Source organism: Prauserella halophila, from assembly GCF_024171895.1.
In the GTDB taxonomy this organism is placed as follows: Bacteria; Actinomycetota; Actinomycetes; order Mycobacteriales; family Pseudonocardiaceae; genus Prauserella; species Prauserella halophila.
This window is the reverse complement of sequence record NZ_JAMTCQ010000009.1, coordinates 497,156-516,860: the sequence shown is the minus strand read 5'-3', so window position 1 is coordinate 516,860 and position 19,705 is coordinate 497,156. Positions and strand designations below refer to the sequence as shown.

19 protein-coding genes and 1 riboswitch are annotated in these 19,705 nt (G+C 70.0%); of the genes, 9 read left to right on the top strand and 10 right to left on the bottom strand.

From position 1 onward, the window contains the following. Window positions 1-15: 15 nt before the first annotated feature. The 8 genes from LY41_RS08610 to metG form a co-directional block, all read right to left on the bottom strand. A complete protein-coding gene (locus LY41_RS08610; RefSeq protein ID WP_253863343.1) occupies window positions 16-1,008 on the bottom strand; it encodes a 4-(cytidine 5'-diphospho)-2-C-methyl-D-erythritol kinase in 993 nt (330 codons plus the stop codon). A gap of 103 nt (window positions 1,009-1,111) precedes the next feature. After that, window positions 1,112-1,525, bottom strand: a complete 414-nt coding sequence (locus tag LY41_RS08605; RefSeq protein WP_253863342.1) for a type II toxin-antitoxin system VapC family toxin — start codon at window positions 1,523-1,525, stop codon at window positions 1,112-1,114. Further along, window positions 1,522-1,791 (bottom strand): type II toxin-antitoxin system Phd/YefM family antitoxin, encoded by a 270-nt coding sequence (locus LY41_RS08600; protein ID WP_253863341.1) that lies wholly within the window; start codon window positions 1,789-1,791, stop codon window positions 1,522-1,524. The genes LY41_RS08605 and LY41_RS08600 overlap by 4 nt, the downstream gene beginning before the upstream one ends. 76 nt (window positions 1,792-1,867) lie before the next feature. After that, window positions 1,868-2,878 carry a methionine ABC transporter ATP-binding protein gene (locus tag LY41_RS08595; RefSeq protein ID WP_253863340.1) on the bottom strand — a complete coding sequence of 337 codons (1,011 nt, stop codon included), beginning with the start codon at window positions 2,876-2,878 and terminating at the stop codon, window positions 1,868-1,870. A gap of 274 nt (window positions 2,879-3,152) precedes the next feature. Continuing rightward, a riboswitch (SAM riboswitch) is annotated at window positions 3,153-3,240 on the bottom strand. Between the two features lie 91 nt (window positions 3,241-3,331). Next, window positions 3,332-4,198, bottom strand: a complete 867-nt coding sequence (gene rsmA, locus LY41_RS08590; protein WP_253863339.1) for a 16S rRNA (adenine(1518)-N(6)/adenine(1519)-N(6))-dimethyltransferase RsmA — start codon at window positions 4,196-4,198, stop codon at window positions 3,332-3,334. Window positions 4,199-4,276: 78 nt separating this feature from the next. Next, on the bottom strand, window positions 4,277-5,647 hold the full coding sequence (locus LY41_RS08585) for a resuscitation-promoting factor (RefSeq protein WP_253864049.1): 1,371 nt from the start codon (window positions 5,645-5,647) through the stop codon (window positions 4,277-4,279). Window positions 5,648-5,979: 332 nt separating this feature from the next. Beyond that, a complete protein-coding gene (locus tag LY41_RS08580) occupies window positions 5,980-6,831 on the bottom strand; it encodes a TatD family hydrolase (RefSeq protein WP_253863338.1) in 852 nt (283 codons plus the stop codon). A gap of 31 nt (window positions 6,832-6,862) precedes the next feature. Then, window positions 6,863-8,656: a methionine--tRNA ligase gene (gene metG / locus LY41_RS08575; RefSeq protein ID WP_253863337.1), complete on the bottom strand. Its 1,794-nt coding sequence runs from the start codon at window positions 8,654-8,656 to the stop codon at window positions 6,863-6,865. Between the two features lie 215 nt (window positions 8,657-8,871). On the opposite strand from metG, the gene LY41_RS08570 reads away from it, so the two are divergent. The 4 genes from LY41_RS08570 to LY41_RS08555 all read left to right on the top strand — a co-directional run bounded on the left by LY41_RS08570 (window position 8,872) and on the right by LY41_RS08555 (window position 12,307). After that, the gene (locus tag LY41_RS08570) at window positions 8,872-9,486 is read left to right on the top strand and encodes a PadR family transcriptional regulator (RefSeq protein WP_253863336.1); all 615 of its coding nucleotides are present in this window, start codon (window positions 8,872-8,874) and stop codon (window positions 9,484-9,486) included. Window positions 9,487-9,775: 289 nt separating this feature from the next. Next, window positions 9,776-10,873 carry an ATP-binding cassette domain-containing protein gene (locus tag LY41_RS08565; protein ID WP_253863335.1) on the top strand — a complete coding sequence of 366 codons (1,098 nt, stop codon included), beginning with the start codon at window positions 9,776-9,778 and terminating at the stop codon, window positions 10,871-10,873. Then, window positions 10,863-11,630, top strand: a complete 768-nt coding sequence (locus LY41_RS08560; protein WP_253863334.1) for an ABC transporter permease — start codon at window positions 10,863-10,865, stop codon at window positions 11,628-11,630. Before LY41_RS08565 ends, LY41_RS08560 begins: the two co-directional genes overlap by 11 nt. An 83-nt stretch (window positions 11,631-11,713) precedes the next feature. Further along, window positions 11,714-12,307 carry a GH25 family lysozyme gene (locus LY41_RS08555; protein ID WP_253863333.1) on the top strand — a complete coding sequence of 198 codons (594 nt, stop codon included), beginning with the start codon at window positions 11,714-11,716 and terminating at the stop codon, window positions 12,305-12,307. A 4-nt stretch (window positions 12,308-12,311) separates the two neighbouring features. On the opposite strand, the gene LY41_RS08550 is transcribed toward LY41_RS08555, so the two are convergent. Beyond that, entirely contained in the window at window positions 12,312-13,331 is a 1,020-nt protein-coding gene (locus LY41_RS08550; RefSeq protein WP_253863332.1) for a glycoside hydrolase family 183 protein, read from the bottom strand. Window positions 13,332-13,452: 121 nt separating this feature from the next. Between LY41_RS08550 and LY41_RS08545 the strand changes: the two genes are divergently transcribed. Continuing rightward, on the top strand, window positions 13,453-14,967 hold the full coding sequence (locus tag LY41_RS08545) for an aminodeoxychorismate synthase component I (RefSeq protein WP_253863331.1): 1,515 nt from the start codon (window positions 13,453-13,455) through the stop codon (window positions 14,965-14,967). On the opposite strand, the gene rsmI is transcribed toward LY41_RS08545, so the two are convergent. After that, a complete protein-coding gene (gene rsmI, locus LY41_RS08540) occupies window positions 14,934-15,761 on the bottom strand; it encodes a 16S rRNA (cytidine(1402)-2'-O)-methyltransferase (RefSeq protein WP_253863330.1) in 828 nt (275 codons plus the stop codon). The genes LY41_RS08545 and rsmI overlap by 34 nt on opposite strands. Window positions 15,762-16,380: 619 nt before the next feature. Here rsmI and LY41_RS08535 point away from each other — a divergent pair. Genes LY41_RS08535 through LY41_RS08520 form a run of 4 tightly spaced genes read left to right on the top strand, consistent with a single transcriptional unit; the run spans window position 16,381 to window position 19,691 of the window. Further along, window positions 16,381-16,908 carry a hypothetical protein gene (locus LY41_RS08535; RefSeq protein WP_253863329.1) on the top strand — a complete coding sequence of 176 codons (528 nt, stop codon included), beginning with the start codon at window positions 16,381-16,383 and terminating at the stop codon, window positions 16,906-16,908. Continuing rightward, on the top strand, window positions 16,905-17,552 hold the full coding sequence (locus LY41_RS08530; RefSeq protein ID WP_253863328.1) for a DUF3558 domain-containing protein: 648 nt from the start codon (window positions 16,905-16,907) through the stop codon (window positions 17,550-17,552). Before LY41_RS08535 ends, LY41_RS08530 begins: the two co-directional genes overlap by 4 nt. A gap of 15 nt (window positions 17,553-17,567) precedes the next feature. Continuing rightward, window positions 17,568-18,944: a hypothetical protein gene (locus tag LY41_RS08525; RefSeq protein WP_253863327.1), complete on the top strand. Its 1,377-nt coding sequence runs from the start codon at window positions 17,568-17,570 to the stop codon at window positions 18,942-18,944. A 3-nt stretch (window positions 18,945-18,947) separates the two neighbouring features. Then, complete coding sequence (locus LY41_RS08520; RefSeq protein WP_253863326.1) at window positions 18,948-19,691, top strand: ESX secretion-associated protein EspG; 744 nt, start codon at window positions 18,948-18,950, stop codon at window positions 19,689-19,691. The last annotated feature ends 14 nt before the right edge of the window (window positions 19,692-19,705 follow it).

The window sequence follows — 19,705 nt, the reverse complement described above, 5'->3', positions numbered from 1 at the left end:
GGAACTCGACGAGCTTCATGCGTGCGCCTGCGGCGGCCTGGGGTCCCACGGCGGTTCGCCACCCGACGGGCCACCGTCCGGCTCGACAACGCGGGCGCCCGGAACCGGACCACTGGCGACCCGCACCGTCCGGCACACCCCGGCCCCGGACAGTCTCGCGGAGACCTGCACCGCGGACTCGGCGTCCTCGCACAGGAACGCGCACGTCGGCCCCGAGCCGGACACCAGCCCCGCGAGCGCACCCGCCTCGACGCCCGCGCGCAGCGTGCGCCGCAGTTCCGGGCGCAGCGACACCGCCGCGATCTGCAGGTCGTTGCCGATCAGCTCGGCCAGCCGATGCGGGTCTCCCGAGGCCAGTGCCTCGATGACCACGTCGTGGTCCCCGACCGCGGATGGCGGGTCGCCGACGTCACGGAGCCGGTCGAGTTCCTGGTACACGCGGGGCGTCGAGAGACCGCGCTGGGCGAACGCCAGCACCCAGTGGAAGGTGTGCCGCGTCAGGACCGGCAACAGCTCCTCACCCCGGCCCGTGCCGAGCGCTGTGCCGCCGACGAGCGAGAACGGCACGTCGCTGCCGAGTTTCCCCGCCAGCCGCGTGAGCTCGTCCCGCGAGAGGTCGAGCTTCCACAACGTCGACAGCGCGAGCAACGCACCCGCCGCATCGGCGCTGCCTCCGGCCATACCGCCTGCCACCGGGATGCCCTTCTCCAGCGCGATCCGTACGGGGCCCAGCTCCGCCGGGGTCGTGTCCAGGTGTTCGGCGAGGACGTCGACCGCGCGCCACGCCAGATTGCGTTCGTCGCGCGGCACGATCTTCTCGCCCTCGCCTGCCACGTGCATCGACGACTCCTCGGCCACCGAGACAGTCACCGTGTCGGTCAGCGACAGTGCCTGGAACACGGTGGTCAGCTCGTGATACCCGTCGTCGCGCGCCGGTCCCACCGCGAGGTGCACGTTGACCTTGGACGGCACCGTGACGGTCACAGGGGTCGGTACGACGGCAAGCACATACCCAGGATACTTGGCACCCCGGCGGGGACGGGAACAGCCGCGTCGACGTGACGAGTCGGCCGACACCGACGCTCCCGCACGAGGACCGCACTGCGAGCCGTCAGGAACGAGACGGCGCAAGCAGGTCCTGGACGACCAGCGACTCCTCGATGCCCTTGAAGTCATCGGCGTTCCGCGTCAGCAACACCAGCCCGTAGCGGACAGCGGTGGCCGCGATCTGCAGGTCGAGGCGCCGCGGCCGCGGATCCCGACCCGCGGCGCGAACGGCACTTGCCAACGCTCCGTAGTACTCGGCGCAGTCGGCGTCGAACGGCAACACGTCGAACGCCGCGGTCACGGCCTGGAGCGCATGTCGCCGTTGCACTTGAACGACGGGATCCTTCGCGGCCGTCACACCGTATTCGAGTTCACCCACCGAGATCGCCGCCACAGCGACTTCGTCGACCACCGCAGCCACCTTCTCGGCCGGGTAGTCGATCACGAGCGACGTGTCGAGCAAACCGCGCCGTGTCACCGCTCCCACGGATCCTCGACCTCGTCCGGGAACGGCACGTCGGCGACGTCGGCAACCCACGCAGCACGATCGAGCGTCTGCCGGCCGAGCAACCGCGCCGCCTCGTCGACCGGCACGAACCGGCGTGTCGTGTCCCGCTGGTGCGGCAGAACGTCGGCGACCGGGCGTCCGTTCACCGTCACGACGAAGGCTTCACCCGCGGACACTCGTCGCATGATCGCGGCATTGTCGTTCCGCAGGTCCGACTGCCGGATTTCCGTACTCATAGCTCTAGTATAGCGATTTACGTCGATTTTGCTATGTGATCGCTATTGATCCGGAGTGCAGAACACGCGCGACGGGTCAGGCCGCGACGGTGCGGAGGCCGCAGAGCGTGTGCGTGACGTGGGCGCCGCGCTCGGCCATCCACGCCAGTGCGGCGTCGGCCCGCTGACCGCGCAGGCCGATCCGGAACCGCGCCACCGGCGTGTCGCCGAATCGCGTCAGTCCGCCGCCGATCGTCGCGATGTCGACGTCGAAGCGGCTCCCCGCCTCCGGCAGCAGCGCACCGACCGAGGCGAACCCGACCAGCACCACGTCCACCACGACGTCGAAGCGTGCCGCCTCCGACGGGGAGGTCTCGACCGAGGGCAGCAGCTCGTCGGCGATGCGACTGCCACGGGTGCCCGCGAGCGTGAGCAGGTTGCCGCTCTCGACGATCGAACCGTGGTCCAACAGCGCCACGTCGTCGCACACGCGGCGCGCCACTCCCTCATCCGAGGTCGTCAGCAGCACGGTCGCGCCCAGCTCGGCGCGCGCGCGATCCAGCACCGACAGGACCGCACCGCTCTCGTCGGCGTCGACGCCCTCGGTCGGGTCGTCGGCGAGCAGCACCGCGGGTCCACCCGCCAGCGCCCGCGCTACCGACACCCGGCGCTGCTGGCCCGGAGTCAGGTCGGCCGGCACCTGGGCGGCCGCACGGGTCAGCCCGATCACGTCCAGCAGCGTGGCGACGCGCTGCCGCCTGCGCGATCCGTCCACGCCCACCCGCTCCAGCGGGGCGGCGACGTTGCCGGCCACGGTCCGCTCCGGGCGCAGGCGCGAGTCGACCACCGCCACCTGGCTCTGCGCCTCCCGCAGCTTGCGGCCGTCCAAGGTCGTCGTGTTCAGCCCGTCGTAGCGGACCGAGCCGCGGTCGGGCCGCTCGCGCAACCCGACGCAGCGCGCCAGTGTCGACTTGCCTGCACCCGGTTCGCCGACGACGCCGAACAGTGCACCCGCATCCACGTCCAGGTTGACCTCGTGCAGCGCCTGCACGGGCGCGTCGGATTCGGTGGGGCGGAACGACTTACTGACGTTCTCGACGGTGATCACAACAGCTCCAAGACAGCTCACGGCTCACCGGCACACTCGGTCACGGACCGGGGCCGGGAGAAACGGCGGAAGATCGGATCCAACGGCGGCGCTGAGCTTCGCTGCCCGCTCCGGCTCAGCGGCCGGTTCCCGGGTCGGCGGCTGCGTCTCGTCGCACGGCGGCGACGCTGCGCGCTCAGGCCAAGGCGGTGGAGCGACGACACGCAGACACGGTGCGTCGCCGGTGATCGACTACTCGACGCCGGGTGAGCGGCTCGGAAACATACATCGCGTTCCTCCATCGCTCCTGGCGGTAGCACCGTCCTCGGGGGAGGTTGCTGCGACGTCGACGAGCCAGGTCTCTCGGTCGCTCGGGATGGAAATCCCATACAGTAGACCGGAAACCCGGCCGCCATGGCAAGTCGACGGGCGTAGATCACACCGTCGGCGACCCGACGACCGGCGGCGCGGACGTCACGCCACTGCGGCCGCCCCGGCGATCGCCACGTACTCGTCGATACCCAGCTGTTCGCCTCTGGAACGCGGATCGACGCCCGCGGCGGTGAGAATCTCCCCCGCGCGTTCGGCCGACCCCGCCCACGAGGCGAGCGCCGCGCGCAACGTCTTGCGGCGCTGCGCGAACGCCGCGTCCACGACGGCGAACACGGCGTCGCGGTCGACGTCGGTGCGCTCCGGCCCGCGGTCGAAGGCCACGAGCGACGAGTCGACGTTCGGCATCGGCCAGAACACCGACCTCGGCACGGCCGCGACCTTGCGCGCCGTGCCGTACCAGGCGATCTTCACGCTCGGCACGCCGTACACCCGGCCGCCGGGCCCCGCCGCCATGCGGTCGGCCACCTCGGTCTGGACCATCACCAGCACGCGCCGCAGCGACGGCAGCTCGGCGAGCAGGTGCAGCACCACCGGGACCGCGACGTTGTAGGGCAGGTTGGCCACGAGCGCGTCCGGCTCGCCGACCTGCCGGTGGCCGATCCGCAGCGCGTCGTCGGCGACGACCGTCAGCCGGGACGCCGCGTCGGGAGCGTGTGCGACGACCGTGCGCTCGAGCCGCCCCGCAAGCGCCTGATCGAGCTCCACCGCCACCACACGCGCTCCCGTGCCGAGCAGGCCGAGGGTCAGGGAACCCAGACCGGGCCCGACCTCCAGCACGACGGTGTCGGCGGCATCCGGGCCGACCTCGGCGAGCTCGACGATCCGGCGCACCGTGTTGGCGTCGTGGACGAAGTTCTGGCCGAGCTTCTTCGTCGGACGGACGTCGAGTTCGGCGACGAGCTGCCGGATCTCGGCGGGCCCGAGCAGCCCCGGTGGTTCAGCGGTCACGCGGATGAGTTCAGCACAACGCGGCCCGGCACCCTGCGAAGGGGTGCCGGGCCGCTGCGGATTTCCGGGCCGTCGACGTTACGTCGGCAGGCCGAGCTGTGAGGCGCAGTGGGGCCAGGCGCTGTAGCCGCCCCGCGCGTCGCGCAACTTGGTCGCGATGTCGATCTGCTGCTCGCGGCTGGCCTCGTGCGGGTAGGCGGCGTACTGCGAGCCGCCGTAGGCGTCCCAGGTCTGCTTGTTGAACTGCAGGCCGCCGTAGTAGCCGTTGCCGGTGTTGATGGACCAGTTGCCGGTGGACTCGCACTGCGCCAGCCGGTCCCACACGGCCCCGCCGGAGATCTGCGGCTGCGGGGGCTCCTTGGTGCCCACGCGCACGACCTTCTCCTTGGCCTGCTTCAGCACCTCGGAGTCGATCTCCTCGCGGGCGATCTCCGCGCCGTTCTCCTTGGTCACCCGGTAACTGACGAGCTCCTCGCCGGCCTTGCCGGGCTTCTCGACGACCTCCTTGCCCTGCTCCATCTCGGGATCCTCGATGGTGCGGACCTCGGGCTCGATGGTCTCCTTCTGCTTCACCACCGACACGCCGGTGCGGCTGATGTAGACCTCGGCCCCATCTTTGAGGTTCGCCTTCGGGCCGCTCTCGAGCCGGTCCTGCGGCCCGAGATCCAGACCGAGTTCGTTGACCAGGTCGCCTGCGGTGACCGCGTGAGTGGTCACCTCGCGGGGCTCGTTGCCGCCGTCGTAGACCGTGACGCCCTTCTGCGTCATGACCTCGAGCGTCATGCCGTCGAGCGGCACGTCGCTGCCGACCGGCGCGGAGAACTTCGCCCCCTGGTCCGCGAGGTCCTGGAGTCCGAGCTGGGTGAGCGCCTCGTCCACGGTGGTGGCGCGCACCCACACCTGGCGCTGGTCACCGTCGACCGACACGGTCATGTGGCGGCCGCGCTCGAGTGTGATGACGCCGCCGTCACCGACCTCCGCCTGCGGCGAGGGGGACAGCGCATCGTGCTTACCGACGTCGATATCGGCGTCGTCGAGGACCTCGCCGACGGTGTCGCCGAAGCTGCGGACGGTCTGCTCGTTCCCGTCGATGTCGAGCGTGACGCTCTTGTTCATCGCCAGCGCCGCCGCACCGCCGCCGGTGAGCGTGATCAGCATGGCGAGAACCGATCCCTTGAGGAACCGCTTCTTCCACGTCTTGATCGCGCCCGCGAGGCCGCCCTCGGGCTCGTCGGCACTCGTGCCCGCAGCCGCATCCGGCGTGGCGGGGGTGTCGACGATCGCCGGGAGCATCGTGGTCTCGGCGCTGATCAGCCGGATGAGCTCGTCCACATCGACATTGGCCTCGGCCATGAGTGCGTCGGCGTCGGGGCCGAGCACGGCGAGGATGTCGTCCCGCGTGATCTGCGGGTCGGAGGAGAACTCTGGGTCGCTCGGTCGGTCGAGCAGAGCCGTCGAGCCGACCGGGGCCGACGACGAGCTCGCGTCTGCGCGCCCGTAGCTACCAGTCACAGGGTCAATCCCTTTCACGCATGGCCAGGACACCCGCAGTCAGCGTCGTCCCCTGACATTCCCGCACGGGCAGCTGCCCTGCGGGCGATGCCGTCCCCGACGAACACCGACGTGACTGTGGGCATACCGATCCGAAACAGTTGGTCTCGACCGGCACGGTTACGGGACCATAACGGGTGGCGGGGGGTTGCGCAAACACGGCACGCAATCCTGTGACCCCCCTCACTGGGTCGATCGACATCGGAGGCAGCACCGTTGTCGCAGTCGGCTCACGCCGGTGTGACTGAGGGCGACGACGGGAGACCGAAGACACGCTCGGCATTGCTCCGAACGGAGTCGGCGACCACGGCAACCGGCTCACCGCGCAGCTCGGCGAGCGCGCGGACGGTGTAACCGGCGCAATAGGACTCGTTCGGGCGTCCCCGGTAGGGGTGGGGCGTGAGGAACGGCGCGTCGGTCTCGACCAGATACTGCTCCGGCGGCACGAGCTTCGCCGCGTCCTGCAGGCCCGTGGCGTTGCGGAAGGTGACGGTGCCCGCGAACGACAGCACGTACCCGGCATCGACACAACGACGCGCCATGTCGGCCTCCCCGGAGAAGCAGTGGAAGACCACCTGCTCGGGCGCGCCCTCCTCGTCGAGGATCCGCAGGATGTCCTCGTGCGCCTCGCGGTCGTGAATCATCAGCGGCTTACCGACGCGCTTGGCGAGATCGATGTGCCAGCGGAAGGCTTCCTGCTGGGCGCCGGGCGGCGAGTAGTCCCAGTAGTAGTCGAGTCCGGTCTCCCCGACCGCGACGACGCGGTCGCCGGCCACGAGCCGTTCGATCTCGGTCTTCTCGGTGTCGCCGAAGCTCGCCGTCCGGGTCGGGTGGATCGCGACCGCCGCGTACACCCGCTCGTCCCACGTGGCCGCGTCGGCGGCCCACCGCGCGGCGTCGAGGTCGTCGGCGACGGTGACCACGCGCTCGACGCCCGCCTGGGAGGCACGGTCGAGCAGCGCCGCCACGTCCGCGGGCGTCCCGGTCCCGCAGGCGTCGAGATGCGTGTGCGCGTCGACCGCCGGCGCAGGCAGGCGCTCCGGCACCGGCGGCGGCGCGTCACGGTTTCTGTTCCGGCTCACGTCTTCTCCCAGCTGGGTATGGACGGTCGGTTCAGCTCTGGACGGGCGCCCACTCGGGGCCGGTCTCCCCCAGCGAGGCGTCGAGCTTGGCGAACAGCGGCGACGGCTTCGCCAGCGGGCGGCCGACCTCGACGGGAGTCGACTCCCAGCTCGCCTGTTCACTCGCGTAGTCACCGGTGAGGATCGGGTTCGTGCGGCCGGGGATGTCGAGGTCCTCGACCTCGTCACACTCCGGCTGTGCCGCCCACACGCCCGTACCGCCGAGCGCTTCGTGGACCTTCTGCGCAGCGTGCGGCAGGAACGGCGTCAGCAGCGCGTTCGCGTCCGACACGACCTGCAGCGCCGTGTGCAGCACCGCGTCACGCCGGTCCGGGTCCTCCTTGAGCTTCCACGGCTCCTGCTCGGACAGGTACTTGTTCGCCGCCGACACGACGCGCATGGCCTCACCGGCCGCCTGCTTGAACCGCGAGTGGCGCAGGTGCGTGCCGACGGTGTCGAACGCCCCTCGGGACAGTGCCTTGAGCTCCTCGTCGGCGGGCGCCGGCGCGGTCGGCGCGGGTACGCCGCCGTTGTTCTTGTGCGCCATCGAAACGGCACGGTTGACGAGGTTGCCCCACTCGTTGGCGAGCTCGAAGTTGGTGCGGCGCACGAACTCGTCCCACGTGAAGTCGGCGTCCTGCGTTTCCGGCCCTGCGACGCTGATGAAGTAGCGCAGTGTGTCGGGGCCGAACTCGCGCAGGAAGTCCTCGACGTAGATGACGGTGCCGCGGGAGGTCGAGAACTTCGACCCGCTCATGGTGAGGAACTCGCTGGAGACGATCTCGCCGGGCAGGTTCAGCGTGCCGTACGGACCGGTCTCGCCCCCCTTGTCGCCCTGACCGTTGTGGCCGAGCAGGAACGCGGGCCACAACTGGGCGTGGAACGTGATGTTGTCCTTGCCCATGAAGTAGAACGACTGCGCGTCCGGGTCGGTCCAGAACGGCTTCCAGGCGTCCGGGTCGCCGATCCGGCGTGCCCATTCGACACTCGCGGAGAAGTAGCCGATGACCGCGTCGAACCACACGTAGAACCGTTTGAGCGGCTGATCCCGCCACCCGTCGAGCGGCACCTTCACGCCCCAGTCGAGGTCGCGGGTGATCGGGCGCGGGCGCATGTCGTCGACGAGGTTCTTCGTGAAGTTGAGGACATTGGAGCGCCAGTCGGTCTTCGTCGACAGCCAGGCGCCGAGCGATTCGGTGAACGCGGGCAGGTCGAGGAACAGATGCTCGGTCTCGACGAACTTCGGCTTCTCGCCGTCGATGCGCGAGCGCGGGTTCTTCAGCTCGGCGGCGTCGAGCTGGTTACCGCAGTTGTCGCACTGGTCACCGCGCGCACCGTCGTAGCCGCAGAGCGGGCAGGTGCCCTCGATGTAACGGTCCGGCAGCGTGCGTCCGGTCGACGGGCTGACCGCACCGTTGGTCGTCTTCGGCACGACGTAGCCGTTGCGGTGCAAGGACAGGAAGATCTGCTGCACCACATCGGCGTGGTTGCCGGTGGTGGTGCGCGTGAACAGGTCGTAGGACAGGCCGAGGCCGCGCAGGTCCTGGGTGATCTGGCGCGTGTACTTGTCGGCGGTCTCCTGCGGCGAAAGGCCTTCCTTGTCGGCCTGCACCAGAATCGGGGTGCCGTGTTCGTCGGTGCCGGAAACCATGAGCACCCGGTTGCCGGCCATTCGCTGATAGCGCGAGAAGACGTCGGACGGGACGCCGAAACCGGACACATGACCGATATGGCGGGGGCCGTTGGCGTAAGGCCAGGCCACCGCGGTCAACACAGAGGTGCTCATACTTGAAATTGAACACTGCGGCGCGTAGCGCCACGTTGGGGGGCGGGGGCCGGGCCGACGGGTGGGCCAACACTGCGGTGCGAAGCACCTCGTTGAGGGGCGGGGCCGGGCCGACGGGTGGGCCAACACTGCGGCGCGTAGCGCGTCCCCGAGGGGCGGGTGTCGGGCGTTAAGGTGCATCCCACGGAGGCGACCAGGGACGGAGGCCGGAAGCGGTGTCGGCGACGCGGTTGCTCGTACTCGGCGTGGTCCGCATGCATGACGGATCCGGTGGCGCGCACGGTTATCAGGTGCGGCGCGAACTGTTGTCGTGGTCGGCCGACAAGTGGGCCAACGTCCAGCCGGGTTCGATCTACCACGCGCTCAAGCGTCTCGCGCTCGAAGGCCTGCTCGAGCAGGTCGAGACGCCGCAGGGCAAAGGCCCCGACCGGCTCGCGTACACACTGACCGATGCGGGCGAGGACGCGTTCCAGCACGAGCTGCAGCAGCGCATCGCGGACGTCGACGGGGCCGCAGGAGGTGCCTACGAGTTCTCGGCCGCGCTCGTGTTCATCACAGCGCTACCCCGACAGCTGGCCCTCGACCTGCTCGAATACCGCCTCGTCCAGCTCGAGGGCCAGCGCGCGAACGTCGGCACCGTCCTCGACAAGGGCATCGAATGGGGCCAGCCCGCACACGTGAACGAGCTGTACCGGCTGTGGCTCGCCCACTGCGACGCCGACATCTCCTGGACCTCGGGCCTCATCGCGCGGCTGCGCGCGGGCGAGTACGTGATGGCCGACGACGCAGGCCACAACTTCGGTTCCGCAGCGCCGACCGCCATGTCCTGATCAAGCCACGTCCTGATTCCGCTCCGCCGCAGCGACTGGCACAGCGCACAAGCCCAGCGCACAAGCCCAGCGCAACAGCTCAGCGCACAAGCCCAGCGCGAAAACCCCTCGCACGCTCCATCGCCCCACGACAGACTCAGGTCAGCACACCCGCCGCCATCTAATCAAATTTGACTAGCCCGCATCCGCGGAGGACAGTGAATGCCGATGGCCGATTCGGCCGGGTTCAGGCACTCCGCCGCACACGAAGCTCCGGCGGAGCCGCACATCACTTTCGACGGGGGTTTCCTTGATCAAGGCACGCGGCCTGCAACGGCGGTTCACGTCGCGCGGGCGCACCGTGGATGCGGTGAAGGGCGTCGACATCGACGTCGCCGAGGGCGAGCTCGTCGGCTTTCTCGGCCCCAACGGTGCGGGCAAGACGACGACGCTGCGCATGTTGACTACCCTGCTCACGCCCACGGCGGGCGAGGCGCAGGTGGCAGGGTGCGATCTGCGCGCCGATCCGGTCGGCGTACGGGGACGCATCGGGTACGTCGCGCAAGGCGGCGGCACCGGGCCGGAATGCAAGGTCTCCGAGGAGATCGAATTGCAGGGCAGGCTGTACGGGCTGAGCAAGGCCGACGCGATCGCGCGCGGCAAGGAGCTGACCGAGCAACTCGACCTGTCCGGATTGGACCAGCGGCTGACGAAGACGCTCTCCGGCGGTCAGCGGCGCAGGCTCGACATCGCGCTCGGGCTGATCCACTCACCGAAGCTGGTGTTCTTCGACGAGCCGACGACCGGACTCGACCCGCAGAGCCGGGCGAACCTGTGGGAACACATCCGTACGTTGCGCTCCGAGCAGGGCGTGACGATGTTCCTGACGACGCACTACCTCGAAGAAGCCGACGCCCTGTGTGACCGCATCCTCGTCATCGACGGCGGCGAGATCGTCGCCGAGGGCACCCCGGACGCGCTCAAGGCGCGGGTGTCCGGCGACGGCGTCGTACTCGGCGTCGACGACGACGTCACGGACAGGGCCGCGGCGATCGTCGGCCGGGTCGACGGTGCCCACGACCTGACGACGCTTCCCGGCGAGGTGCGGTTCCGGGTGCCGCGCGGCGACACGGCGCTGCCCGCGCTGCTGCGGGCGTTCGACGCCGAGGGGCTCACGATGCAGTCGGTGCAGGTCCAACGGCCGACGCTGGACGACGTGTTCCTGACCCTCACCGGCCGCAGCCTCCGCGACTCCGAGAGCACCGACGGAGCGACCGGCCCCGACGGCGACACCCGCAGCGACGACACGACCGACAGCGGGCACGGCAACGACGACGGCCACGGCGGCCACAACGACGACGAGAAGGACGACGACGAGAAGGACGAGGTGCCGACCCATGTTGCGTGACACCTGGCTGATCTTCCGGCGCGACGCGACCCTGTTGTCACGGAACCCGGCGTGGCTGGCGATCGGTGTGATGCAGCCGGTGCTGTATCTGGTGCTGTTCGGCCCGCTGATGGAGCGGATCGTGACCAGCACGCCCGGGTTCCCGCCCGGCAGCAGCTGGACGATCCTCACACCCGCGCTCATCATACAGCTCGCACTGTTCAGCGCGACGACCGCGGGGTTCTCGTTGTTGGCGGACCTGCGCAACGGTGTCGTCGAACGGCTCCGCGTCACACCGGCCAGCCGGGTGGCGCTGCTGCTCGGCAAGGTCCTGACCAACGGGCTGACCACGGTGGCGCAGGCGGTCATCATCACGATGCTGGCGTTCCTCGTGTTCGACCTGTCGGCCCCGATCGGCGGGATCCTGCTGACGTTGGTGATCGTGGCGATGCTGTCGGTGACACTGGCGTCGGCGTCGTACGCGGTGGCGCTGACGCTGCGCAACGAGGAGGCGTTCCCCGCGCTGGTGAACTCGGTGATGATGCCGGTGCTGCTGTTGTCGGGGATTCTCGTGCCGATCACGACCGGCCTGGCGCCGGATTGGCTGTACGCGATCTCGCGGGTCAACCCGTTCACGCACATCGTCGACGCGGGACGTGCCGGGTTCCGCGGCGACTTCTCCGTCGACGCGATGCTCACCGGCTCGATCGTGCTCGTGGTTCTGATGTCGCTGTGCGTGTTCTGGGGCGCACGGACGTTCCGCCGCGAGAACGCCTGACACGCCGCGGGTGATGGCCGTCTGACGTGCGCGAACGCACGTAGGGTGGCCGTCACCATCGCTTCCGGCAGCTAGGGGGACTCGTGACGGAGCCCGCGGGCGCCAGCGGAGTCGGCCTGCACCTGCGCGAATCCGTGCCCGACTGGCCGGCGTTGCGTGGCAGGGCCGTCACGTTCGCGTCGGTCACCGTCACCGAGAACCTCAACTGGAGCGACTCGGGATCGGCCCAGCAGCTCACGCGCGCACTCGACGCGGGCGTGCACGCGGGTATCCGCCACCTGGCCAGGGAAGGCGGAGCCGTCGACCAGGCGCGGCACGTCGTGCGCACGGGCGCACCACTCGGTGCGTTCGCGCCCGGCGTGCTCGCGCCCGCGCTCGACGTCCGCGCGGCAGGGATCGACGATCGGTTCGTCAAGACGTGGATCAAGACGATCCGCGGCGAGGCCGGCATCGGCAAGGTGCTGGTCTACGCCGAGTTCGAGGACTGGCAGCACCGGTTCCACCCGGACAAGTGGGCCGATTCCGGTGTCGTGCTGTGGCTCGTGCGCCGCAACGGCATCCCGGGCCGCCCCGGCTGGTTCCACAGCAGACTCGGTGTCCACCAGCACACGGGGGACTGTCCCGCCGCGACGTCGTCGCTCGTCTACCCCTTCACCCTCACCGACGTCCTGCTGTGAGCCGCTACCGGATCTCGAACCGGGTCCGGGTGAGGAACACGTTGTACGGGCCCCACTGCGAGACCAGGTAGTAGACATCGAACCCGCCGGACGGGCCGGGCGCGTCGTCCAACGTCCCGTCGAGCGACCAGGGGTGCAGGAATCCGCCGTAGATCGCGGGGTGTTCGTCGCCGGAGACGACGACGTCGCCCCCGGTCCACGGGCCGGTCGGCGTGGGCGCGGTGCGGATCACGATGCCGCGGCGTGGTTCGTCGAGGTGCAGCAGCAACCAGCGCCCGCATCCGCGGTGGTGGCCGACGGACATCTCCCCGGCCGGGCCGTCGAACAGCGGTGCCGTCGCGTCCTCGTCGCCGCGCCAGCCGGAACCGTCCCAGTACTCGTACGCCCGCACCCGCAGCAGGTCCGACGGCCGCACCCGGGCGAGATACGGCACTCCGTACCTGCCGTTGGTGGTGCCGAACAGCAGCACGTACTCGCCGTCGCGGGCGAACGCGCCGAGCTGGAACCTGCTACGGCCGTGGCGGTTCGGCCACCGCGCCGAGCGGGGTCTGCGCCACGTGCTCCCGTCGTCGTAGGACACCGCGACGCCCGCATGGTTCGTCCGCCAATGGCCGGGCTTTCCCCACTCCCGCACCGACATGTAGTGCGCGTAATGCACGCCGTCGACGGTGATCGCGCCGTTCGGGACGACCGTCACCTCCCGCCTGCCCGAGGGGATGACCTGCGCCGCCCCACCGCCCGGCCGCGCCACGACACCGTCCCACGGCAACCCGCCGGAAAGCTCGCGCGCGCTCGACCACGCGAGCACGTTGCTGCGCCAGTCCGCCGAGGCCGGACCGGCGCCGTGACCGCCCCAGCCGTCGCCGAAGGTGTCGCCGAACAGGGCGAACACCCTGTCGCCGCCCGCATCCCACAGGATGCCGAGGTCGGTCGCGGCGAACGCGAACCGTTCGTCGGTGCGGTTCGCAGAGTCCGCCCCGGTCACCTTGGCGATCCGCTCGGTCTCCACGGGCCTGACGTCCATGCCGCGAACGTAGCTGCGACCGGGCCGCCGCGCCCGTGCCGATCACACGGAACGAACCCGATCGTCGCGTTGGACACCTTCCCGTCCGATTCCGCCACCGACCGGGTGACAATGGTCGGGTATGCGGCTACGGCGAACGGCACTCGACTGCGACCTGTCCCCCGAACAGGTCCTCGTCGTGCTGGACCGCCGCGCCCGTGAACACGGCATACCGGGGCCCGCCGCTCTGACCGGCGACTGGTTCGGCTCCCGCGCCGTCGTCGCACCATCGGTCCACCTCGAGCCCGAGGCCGAGCTCACCGGGGCCCTCGCCGCACCGTCCCGGCTCCCTGTCGGAACCGACGGTCCGGGCAATCCCGCGTCCGCGGATGTCCCGCCCGATTCGACACCGCCCGACTCGACACCATCCGACTCGACACCGTCCGACTCGACACCGTCCGACGCAGTCGGCGGCGGCTGGATGGGCTACCTCTCCTACGACCTGGCCGATCCGTCGCGGCGCCACGGACCGCTGCCGCCCGCGGCGTGGGGCTGGGCCGGTCACGTACTGCGCCTCGACGCCGAGGGTCGATGGTGGTTCGAAGCCCTCGATGGCACTCCCGGCGGCGACGCCGACCCCGACGAGTTCCGACAGCTGCTCGCGGGCGCAACCTCCGGCGAACCCGGCACCAGCGAACCCGGCACCGATGCAGTCACCGCCGGTGCAGCCACCGCCGAGTTCACCGGCGCAGGTCCGGCGGCACCCACCTGGCAGGCGACGTCCCTGCACCGGCCTGCCCGCGCCGACCACGAACGCGCCGTCACCGAGTGCGTGCGCGCCATCGGAGCGGGTGAGGTGTTCCAGGCCAACATCTGCACCCGATTCACCGGTGTCTTCGACGGCTCGCCCCTCGCGCTGTTCACCGAGGGCACCCGCCGTCTGCGCCCGGCTCGCGCCGCCTACCTCGCCGGAGAATGGGGCGCCGCGGTGTCGATGTCACCGGAACTGTTCGTCTCCCGCCACGGTGCGACGGTGCGGTCCACGCCGATCAAAGGCACCCGCCCCCGCCGTGGCCCGCAGGACGACGCCGGTGCGCACCTGCTCCGCGAGTCGGTCAAGGACGTGGCCGAGAACGTGATGATCACCGACCTGGTGCGCAACGACCTGGGGCGCGTCTGCGAGATCGGCAGCGTGCACGTGCCGGAACTGCTCGCCGTCCGGCCCGCGCCGGGCGTGTGGCACCTCGACTCGACGGTCGTCGGCACACTCGCCCCGACCAGCGATGACACGTCGTTGCTGCACGCGGCGTTCCCCCCGGGCTCGGTCACCGGCGCGCCCAAGATCCGTGCGCTGGACCTGATCGCCGAACTCGAACCGGTCGCGCGCGGGCTCTACACCGGCGCGATCGGCCTCGCTTCGCCGATCGCGGGCACGGAGCTCAACGTGGCGATCCGGACGTTCGAGATCGCGGCGGGTGAGGTCCACGTCGGCGTCGGCGGCGGCATCACGGCCGATTCGGACGCCCGCGCCGAATGGCACGAATGCCTCGACAAGGCCGCCCCGCTGGAAACCCTGCTCGCCTCGCCACCCGACGGCCGCGAGACCGGCGACCCGGCTGCCGGTCAGTCCGCCCGAGCGGCCACGACGGCGTCGTAGAGCTCCTTCTTCGACACCCCGGTCTCCTTCGCGACCTCCGCCGCCACGGACTTGAGGCGTTCGCCCGCCTCGACCCGCCGGGTGACATCCCCGACCAGGTCGGCGACGCTCACGTCCCGTGGCGCGGCGCCAGCCAGCACGACGGTGATCTCGCCGCGCACCCCGTCGGCGGCCCACTCCGCGAGTTCGCCCAGCGTGCCGCGGCGCACCTGCTCGTACGTCTTCGTGAGCTCGCGGCACACTGCGGCACGGCGGTCGGCCCCCAGCTGTTCCGCCGCGTCCGCCAGCAGCGAGGCCAACCGGTGCGGCGATTCGAAGAACACGGTCGTACGTTTCTCCTCGGCGAGCTCGGCGAACCAGCGCGTACGCTCACCGGGTTTGCGGGGCGCGAAGCCGTCGAAGCAGAACCGGTCCGGCGCGAGGCCGGACAGCGCCAGCGCCGTCGTCACGGCCGACGGCCCCGGCACGCAGCTGACTGGCAGGTCCTCCGCCGCGCACGCCGCGACCAGGCGGAAGCCGGGGTCGGACACGCTCGGCATCCCCGCGTCGGTCACCAGCACCACGGTGTCACCGTCCCGGACGGTCTCCAGCAGTCTCGGCAACCGCGCGCTCTCGACGTCCTCGTAGAAGCTCACGACCTTGGCCACCGGCGCGACGTCCAGCGCCGTCGCCAGTGCTCGCAGGCGGCGCGTGTCCTCGGCGGCGATGACGTCGGCGGTCCGCAGCGCCTCCGCGAGACGGGGGCTGGCGTCACTGCGGTCGCCGAGCGGCGTCCCGGCGAGGATCAACGGCATGCCGCGAGGCTATATCGGCAACCGGTGGCACGATGGCGGCGGATCACGCTGGCGCCTGTGGAAGGGGACCACGCATGGGGATGCTGTTCGACACGGACGAAGCGCGGCCACGCGGAGGCGGAGGAACGTCAGGCGGAGTTCCATCGCTGGTGGAAGGAACACAGCACCGACCTGCGGGAGGCGTTCACCGTCGTCGCTGCCGGAGACGCAGCGGTGTGGAAGGCAACAGCGGCGAAAGCCGCAGGCGTCCCGGAGGACTCCCCCCGCACTCGAGGCCGTATGCGGACAGTTGACCGACGAGTTCGAACGCGCGCGGCGCGAACTGCCCGGTGAACTGCCGTCCCGCACGAACCTGTTCGAAGAGCCGATGCTGTGGGAGGTCGATACCTTCGCCGAGGACAGGGCGATCGACGCCGTCCTCACGCGCATGCGCAGCTGCTCGACATGTACGTGTCCACGGTCACCGCCACCACCGGCGGTGCGGAGCGGTCCTGACAACTGCGCGGTCCTGAGCATGCGCGGTGTGGTCGAATCGACACACGGCGAAGTAAACGCGCGTTAGAATCACCCGGCAGACGTGGTGAGTGGGCATTCTTGGGGCTCGGGGAGGGGCCGGATCATGACCGAGAACAACGCCAGTGGGCAGGGCACGGCATCGCCGCAGGAACCCACGCAAACGCAGTGGGAGGCCGGCATGACAGCCGCCGGTATCGGCGGGATGGGCCAGGCCATGATGGCCAGCTACGAAGCCGCGCAGATGTTCACGAACATGAACATCGTCGTGGACGGTAAGGAGAGCGACCCCGGCGCGCCTGGCGGCAAAGTCGAGTTCGACCCGGACGAGGCCCGCGGCGTGTACCAGGAATTCCTCCAGCACTGGGAGCACCTCGACCAGCTGGCGCTGAAGACGGACCGTGCTCGCCAAATTGGAACGCCTGCCGAGGTGCACATGTGCACATCGTTCACCCAAAACGACCGGACTGCCTTCGACGCCGGCCACGCGACTACCGAACAGTTCCGGGACATGTTGCAGAGCCTGAAGGACAAGCTGGCCCGGGTGATCGACGTCAACGAGGAACAGGAAGACCAGGCCGACAAGGACGTCAAGAAGGCCGGCGGCGAGGACTCCGGCGAAGGATACCTGTGACCACCCGCACCATCACTGGACTCGTAGCCGGAGCGCTCCTGCTTCTGGCCGGATGTTCCGGCGAATCCGAGGGACAGGCCGAACCCGCCCCAGGACCGTCCAGTCCAGCCAACAGCCAAGCACCGACCTCGGACGAGCAGACGACACCGCCGTCCTCCAACTCGTCCGACACCACGACCGACCTGCCCCACAGCGGCGCACCGGCCGTCACCAACCCACTCCCGAAATCGGTCGTATCCGGTGACCCATGCAAGGGACTGACACCGGACCAGATCAGAGCCGCACTCGGCAAGGTCGTCCAAGGCGAGCCGGACAGAGCTGCAGCCGGCCCGAGCTGCTACTGGAGCAATCCCGAACAGTCCTCGGGGTTCCTACTTGGTTATGACACCGGTACCGGCCAGGGCTTGAGCGCTCAGTACAAGAACACGCGGCCAACTGTCGACATGTTCGAGGCGATCAAGCCGATCGGCGGCTACCCGGCGGTTCGTTATCAGGCGTCGACGGACTCTCGAGACTGCACGGTCGCAGTCGGCATCGCCAATGAATACGCCATCAGCGTCGTCGCCAGCAGCGACAAGGATCCGTGCGCCGGCGCGGCTCGGCTGACCGAGGACGTCATCAGCAATCTCAAAGCCAAGGCGTAACGAGGGGGAATCGTCGTGAGCATGTTCGACGGGGTCGATTTCAGCGGCAAAGGGGTCTTCGACGACCTGTTCGGTGATGCGGGAGTCCTGGCGACTCCCGAGGCCGCCCGCCGCATCCGCCAGGGCAACTCCGGGCCATGGCACCAGGTGGCCGACCAGGCCGGCAGCGTCGCCTCGGACTACAACCTTGCCGCAACCGACATCTCCAGCACCCTGCAGAAGCTGGAGAGCGCCTGGTCCGGCCAGGGTTCCGACATCGTGTCCACCAGGCTGAAGGACGCCACGAAAGCCCTCGATGAAATCGCCGAGGGCTACGCCCAGAACCAGTTCACGAACGCCGCAGCCGGGTCCACCTACGACTCCGCCAAGAATACGATGCCGGACATTTCCGACAAGGAGCCGCAGACGAACCTGCTCAACGACGCCACGCCCTGGGACACCGACACCGAAGGCCTCGTCAACCAGCGCAATGCCCAGCTGGCGTTCGCGCAGCAGAAGCTCAAGGAACTCGAAGGGCACTCCACGGAACTGCAGGGCTCGCTGATCAAGGAGTACCCCGACGTCCCGCAGTTCGCGGGCGACGGCTCGGGTGCCAGGAAACACGAAGCCGACATCGACAGTCCGCGCTCGAGCACAGACGTCATCGACATTCCCGCCACCGGCAACGACGCCGACAGCCGTAGCGCAGACAGCACAGGCAACCACCGGACATCGACCGATCCGACCGCGCCGGCACCCAGCTACACTACAGCCGACAACGCACCGGACGCCGCACAGCCGAACGACCACGGGCCCGGCACCGGTACGCCCACCTACCCGGCGCCGGGCGACGACAGCACCGGCACGTCCGCTGTCACGCCGCCGTCCACCGCGGTACCGCCCGTGGCGAACCACCCGACGTCGAACATCCCGGGCACCGTAGGCACCGGTACCGGCGCTCCCGGCGGCCCGAACCCGCCCGGCTTCGGCCCGGTCGGCACTCGCGCTCCTGGAACTCCCGGTCTCGGCACCGGCGGTGGAGTTGGCGGCGGCGGCCGTGTCCCGGTGCCCGGCGTGGGCGCCACGGGCGGAGGCAGCGGCATAGGCGGAGGCGCAGGCGCGGCTCCCGGTGCAGGCAAGATGACCGGCGCGACCCCTGGAACCCCCGGATCCGCCGGACCCACCAGCCCCGGCGGCACGAGCGCCTCGACCACTGCGGCAGGCGGCCGCGGCGGCGCGGGCATGATGGGCGGCGCAGGCCGGGGCGGTAACGGCAACGGCAACGGCAACGAGGAACACCAGCGCAAGTACGTCGCCGACACCGACGAGCACTTCGACCTCACCGAGAACGACGAGGTCCTCCGCGACCCCGAGACCGGCCGGGTCGTCACACCGCCCGTCATCGGCGAGTAGCCGGTGGGTGTCCTCGACACGCCCGTCGTCATCGAGCGGATGACGCTGGAGCGCATCTGGGAACTCGAGCAACTCGGGGAACCTCACCCGTTGCTCGGCAGCAACGAGGTGTACGTCCCCGAGGTGCTCGGCTCCGAGGTCGCCGGCCGCGGCATGCGCGAACTGGCCGACCTCGGCCTCGCCACCCGCAACGAGGTACTCACCCGCGAGTTCCGTCACGCCCTTCGCGTACTGGCCACGCCGCTACGGCAGCTGTACCGCCGCAGCCAGTTCGCCGACCCGGCCGGTAACCACGACGGCGCAGTCGCCACCGCCGGGGGCGAAACCGTCAACCTGCGGGTCGATCGCGGCACCGTCGGTCTCGTCACCGTCGACGGTGACCACGTGATCGACGTCTTCCTCGGTGAGCTGCCCGCGTTCCCGCCCGCGTCGATCACGCCCGTGCACACCACGAAACGGGCCTACACGCAGCGGGACGAGGACCAGAACCTGTTCGCCGCGGAACCGAGCGCCGAGACGCGACTCGCCGAGCTGCTCGCAGCCCCGCGCGCCGCCGCGCACGACGTGTTCGTCGCCGGCACCACGCCCGACGGCCGGCCCGAGCGCAGCCTGCCCTTCAGGATCCTCGACGTCATCGGCCACGGACGCGTCGTGACCTTCACCGACGCCGACGCCGGCATCCACTGCCTTCCCGCGACCGACGAGAACCTCGCCCAGGTGTTCCGCAACACCTGGCGGTCCATGTAGTGCGCGGCCTTGGG